Genomic DNA, 16,176 nt, shown 5'->3' with positions numbered 1-16,176 from the left:
CATTAGGATTTATTAAAAATAAGCCTGCTTTTTACAAGCGACTTTCTACTAGACAACAATTTTTAGAGCATTACTCATCAATTGTTCTTAATAATTCATTGATTCCTACTTTTCCACGTGTCTTTTCATCAACCTTCTTCACAATTACTGCACAATATAAGCTATGTGAGCCATCTTTGCTCGGCAAACTACCAGAAACTACAACCGAACCTGCTGGCACACGACCATAATGGATCTCACCGGTTTCACGATCATAAATTTTGGTACTTTGACCAATAAACACCCCCATCGAAATGACAGAACCTTCTTCGACAATTACACCCTCCACAATTTCAGATCTTGCACCAATAAAGCAGTTATCTTCAATAATAGTTGGATTTGCCTGCAATGGTTCCAATACACCACCGATTCCAACACCACCGGATAAATGAACATTTTTACCAATTTGTGCACAAGAACCAACTGTTGCCCAAGTATCAACCATTGTTCCTTCATCTACATAAGCGCCGATATTGACGTAAGACGGCATCAATACCGTATTTTTAGCAATAAATGCACCTTGACGTACTGCTGCCGGAGGAACAACTCGGAAACCTTCCTGTTTAAAACGTTCTTCATCATAATTCGCAAATTTCATCGGTACTTTATCGTAGTATTTTGTTTCAGCACCATCAACAATCTGATTATCATTAATACGGAAAGAGAGTAACACAGCTTTCTTTAACCACTGATTAACCACCCACTCACCATTCACTTTTTCAGCAACACGACGTTTACCTTTATCAAGATCTTGGATAACCTCTTCTACTGCGGCTCTTGTTACTGCATCCACTGTAGTTGGCGTAATTTCAGCACGTCTTTCAAACGCTTCTTCAATAATTTGTTGTAAATTTGACATAGTTTTCCCTATCAATAATTCCAAAAAAGAAGGCTAGTTTTATCATATTTTGCCGTTAAGCAAAAGATATTTCTAAAATCACTTGTTTATTAAATAGACTTTAGAAAATATCCGATTTCTAAATTTAATAAAGAATAAATCACCATTGTTCCTTTATCTTATTTACATAATCCAGACAAAAACGACAAAATAAAAAAGGGTTACCATTTCAGTAACCCTTTGATTTATTAATATTTAAACTAATTTAATGCTTTAAGGATATTATCCACACTCTCCTTCGCATCACCAAACAACATCTGCGTATTTTCTTTAAAGAATAGTGGATTTTGTACACCTGCATAGCCAGTATTCATTGAACGTTTAAACACCACAACATTTTGAGCTTTCCACACTTCCAATACCGGCATACCTGCGATTGGGCTGCTAGGATCATCCTGTGCGGCTGGGTTTACTGTATCATTTGCCCCAATAACCAATACAACATCGGTATCAGCAAAATCATCATTGATTTCATCCATTTCCAATACAATGTCATAAGGCACTTTAGCTTCCGCTAATAATACATTCATATGACCAGGCAAACGACCTGCAACCGGATGAATACCGAAGCGGACATTAATACCTTTTTCACGCAATTTTTGGGTAATATCCGCCACCGGATATTGCGCTTGCGCTACTGCCATTCCATATCCTGGAGTGATGATAACGGAACTCGCATTTTTCAACATTTCCGCCACTTCTTCCGCTTTCACTTCACGATATTCGCCCTGTTCTTCATCGCTTTTCGCAACAACATCATTACCAAAACCGCCAGCAATAACACTGATAAATGAACGATTCATCGCCTTACACATAATGTAAGAAAGAATTGCCCCTGAAGAACCAACTAATGCCCCGGTAACAATCAGTAAATCATTATTTAGCATAAAGCCTGCCGCCGCCGCTGCCCATCCAGAGTAGGAGTTCAACATTGAAACCACAACTGGCATATCTGCACCGCCAATTGAAGCAACTAAATGCCAACCAAACACCAATGCAATGATAGTCATTAATATCAATGGTAACAATGCAGGTTCATTCAAGAAGCAGAGCATTAAAAGGAAAGAAACAATTAATGCAAGCAAGTTTAATTTATGACGATGTGGCAACATCAATGCTTTAGATTTGATGATTCCACGTAATTTACCAAATGCAACGATAGAACCGGTAAAAGTTACCGCTCCGATAAAGACGCCTAGGAAAACTTCAATATTATGAATATTTTCTAGCGTTGGATCGGTTAGTTCGTGAGATAAATAACTATTAAAGCCAACAAGTACTGCCGCTAAACCAACAAAGCTATGCAATAACGCAACTAACTCCGGCATTTCTGTCATTTCAACTTTTAATGCTTTACGAATACCGAGTATAGCGCCAATAATCATCGCAATGATGATCCAAAATTGTCCGTGAGTATGTGGGCCGAATACTGTTGTAAATAGCGCAATTGTCATCCCGATAATACCGTACCAACAACCAGCTTTCGCAGTTTCGTGTTTAGACAACCCAGCCAAACTCATAATAAACAATACTGCAGCAATGATATAGGCTGCATGCACAAAACTTTCAGACATTATTGACTCCTTAACCTTTTCTGAACATTGCCAACATTCTTTGTGTTACTTTGAAGCCACCAAAGATATTAATGCTTGCAACCAAAATCGCGATAAACGCTAATAGACTGACAATAAAATGTCCGTGCCCGATTTGTAACAACGCCCCAACGATAATAATACCGGAAATTGCATTAGTTACCGCCATTAATGGAGTATGCAAGGCATGACTGACATTCCACACCACATAGTAACCAACAACACAAGAAAGCACGAATACTGTAAAATGAGATAAAAATGCTGCCGGAGCAACCGAAGCCACACACATATATAGAACGATAGCAGTAATCAATAATCCCCATTTACGTGCCGGATTTGCCGTTTTTTCCTCTGTTTTTTCTTCTTTCACTGCCACTTTCGGTTTTTGCGGTTGTGCAGAAACTTTTATTGGAGGTGCCGGCCACGTGATTTCACCATCACGAATAACGGTAACGCCACGTTGAACTACATCTTCAAAATCAATATTGATGATGCCGTTTTTCTCTTTGCACAAGAGTTTCAATAAATTAACTAAGTTAGTGCCATAAAGCTGAGAGGATTGGGTTGGCAAACGACTTGGTAAATCGGTATAACCGATAATTTTGACTTGATTTTCTGTAATAACCACTTCATCCGCTTTAGAAAGTTCACAGTTACCGCCGGTAGCCGCCGCCAAATCGACAATCACACTACCTGGTTTCATACTTTCAACCATCTCTTTTGTAATCAAGCGTGGCGCAGGTTTGCCTGGAATCAATGCTGTAGTAATGATAATATCAACTTCTTTAGCCTGTTCCGCATAAAGTGTCATTGCACGACGGTTAAACTCTTCTGACATCACTTTGGCATAACCATCACCACTGCCTCCCTCTTCCTGATAATTAATTTCAAGGAAAGAGGCTCCCATACTTTCAACCTGTTCTTTTACTTCAGGACGAGAGTCAAATGCACGAACGATTGCACCAAGGCTATTAGCCGCTCCGATTGCTGCCAATCCGGCAACGCCGGCACCGATAACCAATACTTTTGCCGGTGGCACTTTACCTGCGGCTGTGATTTGACCAGTAAAGAAACTACCAAACTCGTGCGCAGCCTCCACAACCGCACGATAACCAGCGATATTTGCCATTGAACTCAATGCATCCAATGATTGTGCACGAGAAATACGCGGCACTGCATCCATTGCTAGCACATTAATTTTTTTGCTAGACAATTTTTTCATTAAATCAGGATGTTGTGCAGGCCAAATAAAGCTAATTAGCGTTGCACCTTCTTTAATCTTTGCAATTTCATCGTCTGTTGGTGGATTAACTTTTAAAATGATGTCTGCTTGCCAAACATCATCGGCTTTCCCGATCTTCGCTCCTGCTTCAGCAAAAGCGTGATCTTCAAAACTTGCTTTAAAACCGGCATTTTGCTCAATAATCACATCAAAACCGAGCTTTTTAAGCTGTTGGACGGTTTTAGGCGTTGCCGCCACACGACATTCTTTATCGAGCAGCTCCTTAGGTACACCAATTAGCATAATTATTCCTTAAAAATCAGCTCATTATTCATCAGGATAAATGCTTATCCTCCCATAAATTGATCCTAATCTATCTAAGATCAAGTCGATTAACTGTATCACTAAATTAAGAAAAAAGGGCAATTTTTTAATAAAAAAAGCAATTTTTCAGATAGCTGAACAATAAGTTACATCATTTTGATAACTCATTAACAACCTGATTTCGTTCTATTATTCATTGCAAATGTAAATATTTGTAATTCCTCTTTTGTTGAGAATTATTTTCATTTATATTTAAATCATAAATTTTGATAATCACTCCAACACTTTGCCTCTTTTACCCACAAAAAGAGGCTTTTTTTTGCCTAAAGCACAGCTATTTCTTCTTGTATGCTTTCTATTTAATAAATAACCTTTATAATGGAAAAGTCGTTATTTTTATTTATTTTTTAGGGACTATTATGACAAATATAAATCAAGTTCTCGCGGAATTAAAGCGCGGCGTAGATGAAGTACTTTCAGAAGAAGATCTTATTGAAAAGCTTAAGGAAAATCGTCCATTAAAAATTAAACTTGGCGCAGATCCAACGGCACCAGACATCCACCTCGGCCACACTGTCGTATTGAATAAATTACGACAATTCCAACAATTAGGTCACGAAGTTTATTTCTTAATCGGTGATTTTACCGGTATGGTCGGCGACCCTTCCGGTAAGAATACAACCCGTCCACCACTTACGCGTGAAGATGTATTACGCAATGCGGAAACCTATAAACAACAAATTTATAAAATTTTGGATCCGGAAAAAACCCACGTTGTATTCAACTCTTCTTGGTTGAGTGAGCTTGGTACAGAAGGAATGATTCGCTTAGCTTCTCAATATACCGTTGCACGTATGTTGGAACGCGATGACTTCAAAAAACGTTTTTCCAATCATCAATCTATCGCAATCCACGAATTTATCTACCCTTTATTACAAGGTTATGATTCCGTTGCTTTAGAAGCAGATGTTGAACTTGGAGGAACTGACCAAAAATTCAATTTATTGGTTGGTCGTGAACTACAAAAAGCACGTGGCTTAAAACCACAAGTGGCAATCACTCTCCCTCTTTTAGAAGGGCTTGACGGTGAGAAAAAAATGTCAAAATCTTTAGGTAATTATATTGGAGTTTCCGAAACACCTAATGATATGTTTGGAAAAGTAATGTCAATTTCCGATGAATTGATGTGGCGTTGGTATGATCTACTCTCTTTCCGTTCATTAGACGAAATTGCTCAGTTAAAACAAGATGTTGCAAATGGGCGTAACCCACGTGATGTAAAAATCTTATTAGCGAAAGAGTTAATCGAACGTTTCCACGATAAAGCGGCAGCGGATGCAGCGGAGCAAACCTTCATTGAACGATTCCAAAAAGGTGCAATGCCGGATGAAATGCCTGAATTTTCCTTTGAAGGTGATATGCCGATTGCCAACCTATTAAAAGCAGCAGATTTAGTTTCTTCTACCTCAGAAGCATTACGTATGATTAAACAGGGTGGTGTGAAAATTGATGGCGAAAAAGTAGAAGATAGCAAACTTATTATTTCTGCTTCTACTGCTGTTTACCAAGTGGGTAAGCGTAAATTTGCCAAAATCACGATTAAATAATTTTTATTAATAGTTCGACTTCCTCTTCTCTCTCTTTGAGGGGGAAGTCATTTTTTGAATAGCTCTTTTATTTCAACAACATATTTACTTTATGACAAATCAAACATTCTTAGAAGAAGTCAATAAACGCAGAACCTTTGCGATTATTTCTCACCCAGATGCTGGGAAAACCACAATCACAGAAAAAGTTTTACTTTATGGGCAAGCCATCAAAACCGCTGGTACGGTAAAAGGTCGAGGTTCTAATCAACACGCAAAATCCGACTGGATGGAAATGGAAAAACAACGTGGAATTTCCATTACCACCTCCGTAATGCAGTTTCCATATAATGACTGTTTGGTGAATTTATTGGATACACCGGGGCACGAAGACTTCTCGGAAGATACTTACCGTACATTAACCGCTGTCGATAGCTGTTTAATGGTTATTGATGCAGCGAAAGGGGTTGAGGAACGCACTATTAAACTAATGGAAGTCACTCGTTTACGAGATACGCCAATTCTTACATTTATGAATAAACTCGACCGCGATATTCGTGATCCAATGGAGTTATTGGACGAAGTGGAAAATGTTCTGAAAATTAATTGCGCCCCCATCACTTGGCCAATTGGTTGCGGTAAATTGTTCAAAGGGGTATATCATCTTTATAAAGATGAAACCTATTTATACCAAACTGGTCAAGGGCACACTATTCAGGAAGTTCGAATTATCAAAGGCTTAAATAATCCGGAGTTGGATCAAGCTGTCGGTGACGATTTAGCACAGCAGTTACGTGATGAGTTGGAATTGATTCAAGGGGCAAGCAATGAGTTCGATTTGAATGCTTTCCTTAAAGGCCAATTAACACCGGTATTTTTCGGGACTGCACTTGGTAATTTTGGGGTGGATCATATGCTAGATGGATTAACACAATGGGCTCCAGCCCCACAACCTCGCCAAACTGATGTACGCACTGTGAAAGCTACCGAAGAAAACTTTTCCGGCTTTGTATTCAAAATTCAAGCCAATATGGATCCAAAACATCGCGATCGTGTAGCCTTTTTGCGAATTGTTTCCGGTAAATATGAAAAAGGAATGAAACTCCGTCATATCCGTATCGGCAAAGATGTCGTCATCGCTGATGCGTTAACCTTTATGGCTGGTGATCGTAGTCACGTAGAAGAGAGTTATGCTGGTGACATAATTGGCTTACATAATCACGGTACAATCCAAATCGGTGACACCTTTACCCAAGGTGAAGAATTGAAGTTCACCGGTATTCCAAACTTTGCGCCAGAGTTGTTCCGCCGTATTCGTCTGAAAGATCCGCTAAAACAGAAACAGCTACTGAAAGGACTGGTTCAACTTTCCGAAGAAGGAGCTGTTCAGGTTTTTCGCCCATTGATTAACAATGATTTAATCGTGGGTGCTGTGGGTATTTTGCAATTTGACGTAGTGGTAGCAAGATTAAAAACGGAATATAACGTAGAGGCTATTTATGAAACGGTCAATGTAGCAACTGCCCGGTGGGTAGAATGTTCAGATAATAAAAAATTTGAAGAGTTTAAAAGCAAAAATGAGCAACATTTAGCCTTAGATGGTGGCGATAACTTAACCTATATTGCACCAACAATGGTGAATTTAAATCTTACTCAAGAACGTTATCCAGATGTTGTATTCTTTAAAACAAGAGAACATTAATTTCCCTTTCTTCCTTAGTATTTCTCTTTTGAAATACTAAGGAAAAATTATTGTTCAATCTTCTGACTTAGATCATAAAATTTCCCTATAATGTAACAAATTTAACATTTATTATTGTCGCAATGTGTTCGTATCGTTAAAATATTGGGCAATTTTTGATTTGATGAATAATTTATTAAATTTGATTTTTAAGGATATAGCTATGACACCTAAAATTCTGATTGTCGAAGATGAAGCGGTGACGCGTAACACGCTTAAAAATATTTTTGAAGCAGAAGGCTATCGGGTTTTTGAAGCTGTTGATGGTGCTCAGATGAACCAACAACTTTCTGCACAAAAAATAAACTTAGTCATTATGGATATCAATCTTCCGGGTAAAAATGGTTTATTACTAGCACGTGAATTGCGTGAACAAAACAATATCGCATTAATGTTTTTGACTGGTCGTGACAATGAAGTAGATCGTATTCTTGGTTTAGAAATTGGTGCAGATGATTACATCACAAAACCCTTTAATCCAAGAGAGTTAACAATCCGCACTCGTAATTTGTTACAACGTACAATGCAGGATAAAAACGCTAATAACCAAAAGCATATTGAAAAATATCAATTTAACGGTTGGACATTAGATATCAATAGCCGTACCTTGATTAATCCTGAGGGGGTAGCACAAAAACTGCCACGCAGTGAATTCCGTGCAATGCTCCACTTCTGTGAAAATCCTGGAAAAATTCAAACTCGAGATGATTTACTGAAAAAAATGACCGGACGTGATTTGAAGCCTAATGACAGAACTGTTGATGTCACAATTCGCCGTATTCGTAAGCATTTTGAAGAACATCCGGATACACCAGAAATTATTGCGACTATCCACGGTGAAGGCTATCGCTTCTGCGGAGATTTAGAGCCTGTTTAATCACAAAACCTTAATGAACAAACCAGCAAAAAATAGCACCTTATGTTATGGTGCTATTTTTATATCCAATGTTTCTAATACTTGGCATAGTAGACAAAATTGTTGCTAAAAAGTGGCTTAAAGCCTTATAGTACAAGGCTTTAAGCCCTCTTTTTGAAATATGAATAAAAAACTGCCCATTTTGCCAAAGTGCAGAAATAAAGAAACATGGCAAATTAAATAATTTTCAACGTTATTTTTGTCACCAATGCCATAAAACATTTACGTTCAAAAAGAAATTAGATCCAATAAAAATTTGGTCTGATTACACTTGTGGAAAACAAACTTATCAACAACTTGCAATTAAATATCATTGTTCCGTTAGAACCATTCAAAGATATATAGATAAATCCCCCAAAACACCCTTAAAATTACCTCAAAATCGATACCTGAACATTATTATGGATACCACCTTTTTTGGTCGCTATTTTGGTGTTTTAGTGCTGATGGATTCAAAAACAAATAAGGTAGTTTGTTATCACTTTATACGAACAGAAAAGGATATTTATTACAAATTAGCATTAAATCGACTAAGAGAAAAAGGCTATATAATTCAATCTATTACTTGTGATGGGAGAAGAGGATTAATGAAAGATCTTTTTAATACTCTGGTACAGATGTGTCAATTTCATATGATAGCTATTGTAATGAGAAAATTAAGAAAAAAACATCAATCATCATCAGGTAAGGAATTAAAAATTATCACTAAAACAATAACAGAAAGCACAAAAAATGAATTTTATCTTCGCTTACATACATGGTATTTAAAGCACGAGATTTTTTTAAAAGAACGAAGTGAAAAAGCGAATGAAAAAGGCTATTTCCCATATAAACATCGAAACATAAGAGGCGCTTATGCCAGTTTAAAATGGTATATGAATTATTTATTCTCTTTTGAAAAGTATACTGAAATAAATATTGAAAAGACGACAAATAGGATTGAAGGATTATTTAAACATCTAAAACGTCAATTAAATAATCATAATGGCTTAACAAAACAGCATAAGATTATGTTTATAAAGGATTTTTTAAATAAAAAGAGTTGCTAATATTTTGAAAAATAAATATTAGCAACAAAATTGTCCACATGGCATAGTTTTTGATAGATCAGCAACAATTTTGTCTACTATGCCTAATACTTTACTATTGAGAATTATCAGGTGAACCTAATATCTGCAAGTAGTAATCACGGCTGTTATCATCAAAAAGTTCACGTTTATCATTTAACACAAAACCATTCAATTTTTCCGCTAGCGTTTCCGCTGCTCTACATAACATTTTAAAGTTTACAATATCGTTCGCTGGTGACGGTAACCGCATAAATAATGTTAAGCCAATAGTAGAAAAATTCTCCATATTATTAGGGTCAAATGTTCCTGGCTGTACCATATTTGCCACACTGAAAATAACTTTACTTTTCACGCTGTTCACATCTAAATGGCGATGATAAATATTATATTCACCAAAAATAAAACCAAGTTCATCTAAAATCTCCTGAATGTGGACACCATAAAATTGACGATTTTCTGGTGCAACCACATACAACATAATAAAATCAGGTTTTTTCTGAGGTGGTTCATTTGCAATTACACTGCTCTGCTCTTCAGTAACAACTCGTTGCTGAGGTTGATTCGGCTCTGCCTGCACAGCATTTTCCTGCTGTTGTTGATATGCCGCTCTCACTTCCACTTGAGAAATCGACTCGGACACTGTTTCTTTTGGTGCTTCATAAGAAACTGTATTCTGCACAGATGCATTCATTTTTACAGTTTCAGTATTATTGAGATGATTTGATGTCGTTGAATTAGGCAAAGTAATTTTAATACTTTCAACACTTCTTGCTGTTCTTTCTTCATAATTCGGTGTTATAGTTTCCTGTTCATCCAACGGTAATTGGGTTTGATACGGAGAAGGTTGAGTCATAGGCTGAACTGTATCAACCGATTGTTGCATCGGCTCTTTCACCATTCCATAATTTGTTTGCTGAGATTGCCGAGTTACTGGGGCTGCATTTGGGGAATAAGCGTTATGAGATGTTTGTACATCTTGACCATAAACCGAAGCTTGTGCTTGTTGTGGTGATTGTGGGGGACGATGCTGACGCTCAAATTGCTGGGCAGATTTTACAAACTGCGCTTTTTCACGACGGCTAGACCAAACTCCGTGCCCGATTAGAACACCTAATGCAAGCACTCCAAGCAGAATTAAAATTTGCTGTAAATCCATTGTAACTCACCCAATTTATTTATGGCTAAAACGTTGATTATTGTAGCGTAAACGCCTATTAGCTTACCATATTTTTTCCTTCTTGTTTGCAAAAACCTACATAGACATTCTGTAAAGTTATCGCTAAGATCAAAAATCCGTAAAATAGGAGAGGAGAAAATGAAAGTAGGTCTGGTATTAGAAGGCGGAGCAATGCGAGGATTATATACCGCTGGTATTCTAGATGTTTTTTTAGAACAAGATATTCACGTGGATGGCATTGTTGGTGTATCAGCTGGCGTTTTATTTGGTGTAAATTATCCATCAAAACAGAAAGGTCGTGCCTTACGTTACAACTTAAAATATGTAAATGATAAACGTTATATGGGGTTACACAGCCTCATCACCACCGGCAATATCATAAACAAAGATTTTGCTTTTTATGATTTGCCAATTAATATCGATCGTTTTGATGAGCAAGCATTCATTGACTCCGGAATTGATTTCTATGCCACATTAACAAATATTGATACTGGTCAAGCTGAATATATCAAACTATCGCATATTTTTGATCAAATGGAGGTTTTACGAGCCACTTCTGCAATGCCTTTTGTTTCTAAAATAGTGGAAATTGATGGAAAACGCTATTTAGATGGTGGAATTGCTGACAGTATACCGTTAAAAAAATGCCAACAATTAGGATATGACAAAATTATTGTTATCCTTACTCGACCATTAGGCTATCGTAAAAAAGCGGTTAATCCATTATTATTTAAATTATTTTATGCGAAATATCCAAATTTAGTCACTAGCTTGGCACAACGTTATCTTAATTATAATCAAAGCATTGAACAAGTTATTACAGCGGATAATAAAGGTGAAATTTTTGTTTTTAGACCTTCAAAAACACTGTCAATTAAACGAATTGAGAAAGATCCTATCAAAATTCAAGCAATGTATGATTTAGGCGTAGCCGATGCTCATCAAGCATTAACAGGCTTAAAACATTACTTATCACATTAAAAATAAGGAAAATATCGTGAATTACTCAGAAATCAAACAAGGCTGGCACTATTTTGTAATAGGCTGGCATTTAATTCGCCAAAAAGGGTTAAAACGCTTCGTTATTATACCTATTCTGCTCAATATTTTATTACTCAGTTTTGTCTTCTGGTTATTAATGAACCAAATTGGTGATTTAACCAGTTGGATGCTCTCTTTTATACCGGCGTGGTTGGATTGGCTAAAATATATTATTACCGCTTTGGCCGTCATTATGATTCTGTTAGTCTACTATTTTATTTTTACAACATTAGCTGGGTTTATTGCTGCACCATTTAACGGATTGCTTGCGGAAAAAGTAGAAATGTTACTGACCAAACAAGGAGGAAATAACGATGGTATTATAGATTTCATCAAAGATTTACCTCGAATGATGAAACGTGAATGGCAAAAATTATGGTACAGCTTGCCACGTTTTATTTTGCTCTTTATTCTCGGGTTTATTCCGGCTCTCGGGCAAACTATTGTTCCTGTGCTGTTTTTCCTGTTCACCGCGTGGATGCTCGCCATTCAATACTGCGACTATCCGTTTGATAACCACAAAATCGCCTTTCCACAAATGCAACAGCAATTAACACAACATCGTGTATTGAATGTTACTTTCGGCAGTTTAGTTGCCGCCTGTACATTTATTCCGTTATTAAATTTCATCGTAATGCCGGTTGCAGTTTGTGGTGCAACTGCACTTTGGGTGGATAAATACAAACAACTCAATCAGTAATCAGACCATCAAAAAATTTCCCAAAACAAAAGTCTTGCTTTCATTTAGCAAAAGCAAGACTTTTTTCAAACGATATCAATTTAGCGAAACGCTTATGCCATATTGGCAATAATATCATCAGCAAAGCCGTCGGTAGAACGCAAAGTTGCACCTTCCAACATATCTGCGAAATCTGCGGTTACTGTCTTATTGGCAATCGTTTTAGAAACGGCATTCACCACCAAATCTGCGGCTTCAAACCAGCCTAAGTGACGAAGCATCATTTCACCGCTTAAAATCAATGAGCCCGGATTACCGATATTTTTACCTGCAATTTTCGGCGCAGTACCGTGAGTTGCTTCAAAAATCGCTGCTTCTGTACCGATATTTGCTCCTGGCGCAATACCGATACCGCCCACTTGAGCCGCTAACGCATCAGAAATATAGTCACCATTCAAGTTTAATGTTGCAATCACATCATATTCTGTCGGATGAAGAAGAACTTCCTGCAAGAAAGCATCCGCAATACAATCTTTAATCACAATTTCTTTGCCAGTTTTCGGATTGGTCAATTTCATCCACGGGCCTTTATCAATTAAAGTTGCCCCGAATTCCGCCGCCACTTGGTAACCCCATTCTTTAAATGCACCTTCGGTAAATTTCATAATATTACCTTTATGTACAATAGTTAAAGAATCACGATTATTATCAATCACATACTGCAATGCAGCACGTACTAAACGTTGTGTACCCTGTTTTGAAACCGGTTTAACCCCAATTCCGCAATCTTCAGGGAAACGAATTTTCTTCACGCCCATCTCTTTTTGTAAAAACTCAATCACCTTATTAGCTTCTGCTGAACCGGCAACCCACTCAATTCCGGCATAAATATCTTCAGAGTTTTCACGGAAAATCACCATATCAACCAATTCAGGATGTTTAACCGGGCTTGGCGTACCTTCATAATAACGAATTGGACGCAAGCAGTTATAAAGATCCAAACCTTGACGCATCGCCACATTCAAAGAACGAATACCACCACCGACCGGGGTCATCAACGGCCCTTTAATAGCAACGTGATATTCACGAATCGCCGCAACGGTTTCATCCGGCAACCAAGTGTCACCACCATATAATTGATTTGCCTTACCGCCGGCATAAATTTCCATCCACTGAATTTTACGTTTACCGCCGTAAGCCTTCTCAACAGCGGCATCAATCACTTTTTTCATTGCCGGCGTAACATCAACCCCAATACCATCCCCCTCGATAAAAGGAATAATCGGTTGATCCGGAACAGTTAATTGACCATTTGCATTAAGTTGAATTTTTTCGCCTTGAGTTGGTTTTTGGATATGAGTTTGCATAATTTGCCCTTTTCAGTTAGAAAAAAAGAAAATCGCTGATTGTCTTTGCCCTTTGCAAAAGTAAATGCAATCAGTAATACAGAAAACGGCTTTTAGTATAAAATAAACTGCATAATAGACAAGTTAACTACATCACATTTTTAACATTTTTTTAAAAACTATTATGGAAAAATTTTATCCTCATCGTAAAAAAACAGGTTATCGACACACTGAAAAACCAAAATTGCATTTAGAACAAATTAAAGTGGTGCTTTTTAATAAGCCATACGATGTGCTGACACAATTTACTGATGAACAAGGACGCAAAACTTTAAAGAGTTTTATCCATATTCCCAATATCTATCCTTGTGGGCGTTTGGATCGTGATAGCGAAGGGTTATTGTTATTAACTAATCACGGAGAAATTCAACATCGATTAACTACACCAACATTTAAATCGAAAAAAACTTACTGGGTTCAAGTAGAAGGTATCCCGTCCGAACAAGATCTTGAATCGTTACGGCAAGGTGTCATTTTGAAAGATGGGAAAACATTACCAGCAATAGTCAAATTAATTCCACCACCACAAAATTTATGGCAACGCAATCCGCCAATTAGGGAACGAAAAACTATTCCAACCAGCTGGTTAGAGATCTCTATTCACGAAGGCAGAAATCGTCAAATTCGGAGAATGACTGCACATATCGGTTACCCAACTTTACGACTAATCCGCATAGCAACCGCTGGTTTGAATCTTTTCGATTTTCCTCAACTACAACTTGGCTGCAGTTATTCATTAAATCCGAACGAAATAAAACAATTATTGACTCGATTAAAACTTAAAATTAAGGAGCAACTATGTTAAATCCACGTATTACAATGGCTTGCGTTGTGCATTGTCAGGATAAGTTTTTATTTGTTGAAGAGTTTGAATATGGCAAGATGACGCTCAATCAACCCGCCGGTCATCTTGAAGAGAATGAAACTTTATTAGAAGGCGCAAAACGTGAGCTGTTTGAAGAGACCGGTATAACCGCTGAAATGCAACAATTATTAGGAGTTTATCAGTGGCACGCGCCTCGTTCCGGGAAAGATTATTTCCGTTTTGTTTTTATTGTCGAACTGGAGCAATGCCTAGAAACGCAACCGCACGACAGCGACATCAGTGGGGCATTATGGCTAACAATTGATGAATTTCAGCATTATATTCAACAGCCCGGGAATGCCGCTCGTAATCCGTTGGTTTGGCAAGCATTACAAGATTACATTGCCGGAAAACGTTTCCCTTTGTCGGTATTACAAAGTTTTAATTTTACTTAAGCAATTTGTGAGCATTGCAGATATAAAAAGACAGACTGCTATTAAAGCAGTCTGAATGATTATTTTATAATTAATTAAATTTCAATATCAGCGAAAAGAGGGGTACTTAAATAACGTTCCGCTGCAGAAGGCAAAATTGCTACAATTAATTTATCTTTAAACTCTGGTAATTTTGCCAAACGATCAGCTGCCGCCACTGCCGCACCGGAAGAAATGCCAACTAATAAGCCCTCTTTTTCCAATAATTTACATGCGGTTTTAATCGCTGTATCGCTATCCACTTTTTCTACACGATCAATTAAAGACAAATCAAGATTTTTGGGAATAAAGCCGGCGCCGATACCTTGAATTTTGTGTGAGCCTGGCTTTAATTCTTCACCTGCAAGATATTGCGTAATCACCGGCGATTCTTCCGGCTCAACTGCTACGGATATAATATTTTTCTTTTGATCTAATTTGATGTATTGAGAAATACCGGTAATTGTACCGCCTGTTCCCACGCCAGCAACTAAAACATCAATTTTACCTTCACTATCGTTCCAAATTTCTGGGCCAGTAGTCTGACGGTGAATCGCAGGGTTAGCGGGATTTTCAAACTGTTTTAGCATTACATAGCGATTAGGATCAGAATTCAAAATTTCTTCCGCTTTAGCTATCGCCCCTTTCATTCCTTTTGTGCCTTCAGTCAATACAAGGTTTACACCTAAACTTTTAAGCAATTTTTTGCGTTCATTACTCATTGTTTCCGGCATTGTAATGGTGATTTTATAACCTCTTGCCGCTGCAACATAAGCAAGAGCAATACCGGTATTACCGCTGGTTGCATCAATAATTTCTTTATCTTTGGTAAGAATGCCATCTTTTTCCGCCTGCCAAACCATATTGGCACCGATACGGCATTTCACACTAAAACTGGGATTTCTACCTTCTACTTTTACTACTAAATTTCCATTTTGACCAAAGTGTTGTAAACGCACTAACGGTGTATGCCCGATACTTAATGAATTGTCTGCATAAATAGTCATAATTGCTCCTAAATAATCTGTTTTATCTATTTGAATAGACTTAGATTACTCTTAACTTACACATATGAATAATGGTTATTGGCTATATTTTATAACTAAAAAGAATATTGATGATTTTTGTTATAATATCTGCTGTTTAATGCGCATAAAAATTTGTTGCTTACACAAAAAAGCCCTGAATAATCAGGGCGTTATATCGT

The 16,176-nt window shown here is 37.3% G+C and carries 14 protein-coding genes; 8 read left to right on the top strand and 6 right to left on the bottom strand.

The window, feature by feature from the left end; translation table 11 throughout:
• Window positions 1-70: 70 nt before the first annotated feature.
• The 3 genes from dapD to pntA all read right to left on the bottom strand — a co-directional run bounded on the left by dapD (window position 71) and on the right by pntA (window position 4,054).
• Entirely contained in the window at window positions 71-898 is an 828-nt protein-coding gene (gene dapD, locus ACXPAV_RS01620) for a 2,3,4,5-tetrahydropyridine-2,6-dicarboxylate N-succinyltransferase (protein WP_458003808.1), read from the bottom strand.
• A gap of 239 nt (window positions 899-1,137) precedes the next feature.
• A complete protein-coding gene (gene pntB / locus ACXPAV_RS01615; protein ID WP_039173677.1) occupies window positions 1,138-2,511 on the bottom strand; it encodes a Re/Si-specific NAD(P)(+) transhydrogenase subunit beta in 1,374 nt (457 codons plus the stop codon).
• Between the two features lie 10 nt (window positions 2,512-2,521).
• Entirely contained in the window at window positions 2,522-4,054 is a 1,533-nt protein-coding gene (gene pntA / locus ACXPAV_RS01610; protein WP_458003807.1) for a Re/Si-specific NAD(P)(+) transhydrogenase subunit alpha, read from the bottom strand.
• 440 nt (window positions 4,055-4,494) lie between these two features.
• Between pntA and tyrS the strand changes: the two genes are divergently transcribed.
• The 4 genes from tyrS (at window position 4,495) to ACXPAV_RS01590 (ending at window position 9,367) form a co-directional block, all read left to right on the top strand.
• Window positions 4,495-5,682 carry a tyrosine--tRNA ligase gene (gene tyrS / locus ACXPAV_RS01605; RefSeq protein ID WP_458003806.1) on the top strand — a complete coding sequence of 396 codons (1,188 nt, stop codon included), beginning with the start codon at window positions 4,495-4,497 and terminating at the stop codon, window positions 5,680-5,682.
• Window positions 5,683-5,773: 91 nt separating this feature from the next.
• Complete coding sequence (gene prfC / locus ACXPAV_RS01600; RefSeq protein ID WP_458003805.1) at window positions 5,774-7,363, top strand: peptide chain release factor 3; 1,590 nt, start codon at window positions 5,774-5,776, stop codon at window positions 7,361-7,363.
• Window positions 7,364-7,565: 202 nt separating this feature from the next.
• Window positions 7,566-8,279 (top strand): two-component system response regulator ArcA, encoded by a 714-nt coding sequence (gene arcA / locus ACXPAV_RS01595; protein ID WP_039085918.1) that lies wholly within the window; start codon window positions 7,566-7,568, stop codon window positions 8,277-8,279.
• 164 nt (window positions 8,280-8,443) lie between these two features.
• Window positions 8,444-9,367: an IS256 family transposase, variant Zn-binding type gene (locus ACXPAV_RS01590; RefSeq protein WP_458004378.1), complete on the top strand. Its 924-nt coding sequence runs from the start codon at window positions 8,444-8,446 to the stop codon at window positions 9,365-9,367.
• 94 nt (window positions 9,368-9,461) lie between these two features.
• On the opposite strand, the gene zipA is transcribed toward ACXPAV_RS01590, so the two are convergent.
• Entirely contained in the window at window positions 9,462-10,544 is a 1,083-nt protein-coding gene (zipA, locus tag ACXPAV_RS01585) for a cell division protein ZipA (RefSeq protein ID WP_458003804.1), read from the bottom strand.
• Between the two features lie 159 nt (window positions 10,545-10,703).
• Here zipA and ACXPAV_RS01580 point away from each other — a divergent pair, with 159 nt between their 5' ends.
• On the top strand, window positions 10,704-11,546 hold the full coding sequence (locus tag ACXPAV_RS01580; RefSeq protein ID WP_065230920.1) for a patatin-like phospholipase family protein: 843 nt from the start codon (window positions 10,704-10,706) through the stop codon (window positions 11,544-11,546).
• A 13-nt stretch (window positions 11,547-11,559) separates the two neighbouring features.
• Window positions 11,560-12,306, top strand: coding sequence for a sulfate transporter CysZ (cysZ, locus tag ACXPAV_RS01575; protein ID WP_458004377.1), 747 nt, complete (start codon window positions 11,560-11,562; stop codon window positions 12,304-12,306).
• Window positions 12,307-12,398: 92 nt separating this feature from the next.
• Here cysZ and icd read toward each other — a convergent pair whose 3' ends face one another.
• Entirely contained in the window at window positions 12,399-13,652 is a 1,254-nt protein-coding gene (gene icd, locus ACXPAV_RS01570) for an NADP-dependent isocitrate dehydrogenase (protein ID WP_013745339.1), read from the bottom strand.
• Window positions 13,653-13,815: 163 nt separating this feature from the next.
• Between icd and ACXPAV_RS01565 the strand changes: the two genes are divergently transcribed.
• Both ACXPAV_RS01565 and ACXPAV_RS01560 read left to right on the top strand, forming a co-directional pair.
• Window positions 13,816-14,496: a pseudouridine synthase gene (locus tag ACXPAV_RS01565; protein WP_458003803.1), complete on the top strand. Its 681-nt coding sequence runs from the start codon at window positions 13,816-13,818 to the stop codon at window positions 14,494-14,496.
• Window positions 14,490-14,951 carry an NUDIX hydrolase gene (locus ACXPAV_RS01560; RefSeq protein WP_458003802.1) on the top strand — a complete coding sequence of 154 codons (462 nt, stop codon included), beginning with the start codon at window positions 14,490-14,492 and terminating at the stop codon, window positions 14,949-14,951. Before ACXPAV_RS01565 ends, ACXPAV_RS01560 begins: the two co-directional genes overlap by 7 nt.
• A gap of 74 nt (window positions 14,952-15,025) precedes the next feature.
• Here ACXPAV_RS01560 and cysK read toward each other — a convergent pair whose 3' ends face one another.
• Window positions 15,026-15,976: a cysteine synthase A gene (gene cysK / locus ACXPAV_RS01555; protein ID WP_458003801.1), complete on the bottom strand. Its 951-nt coding sequence runs from the start codon at window positions 15,974-15,976 to the stop codon at window positions 15,026-15,028.
• Window positions 15,977-16,176 lie beyond the last annotated feature (200 nt).

The organism is Gallibacterium sp. ZY190522 (assembly GCF_054166015.1).
This window is presented reverse-complemented; position numbering and strand designations above follow the sequence as displayed.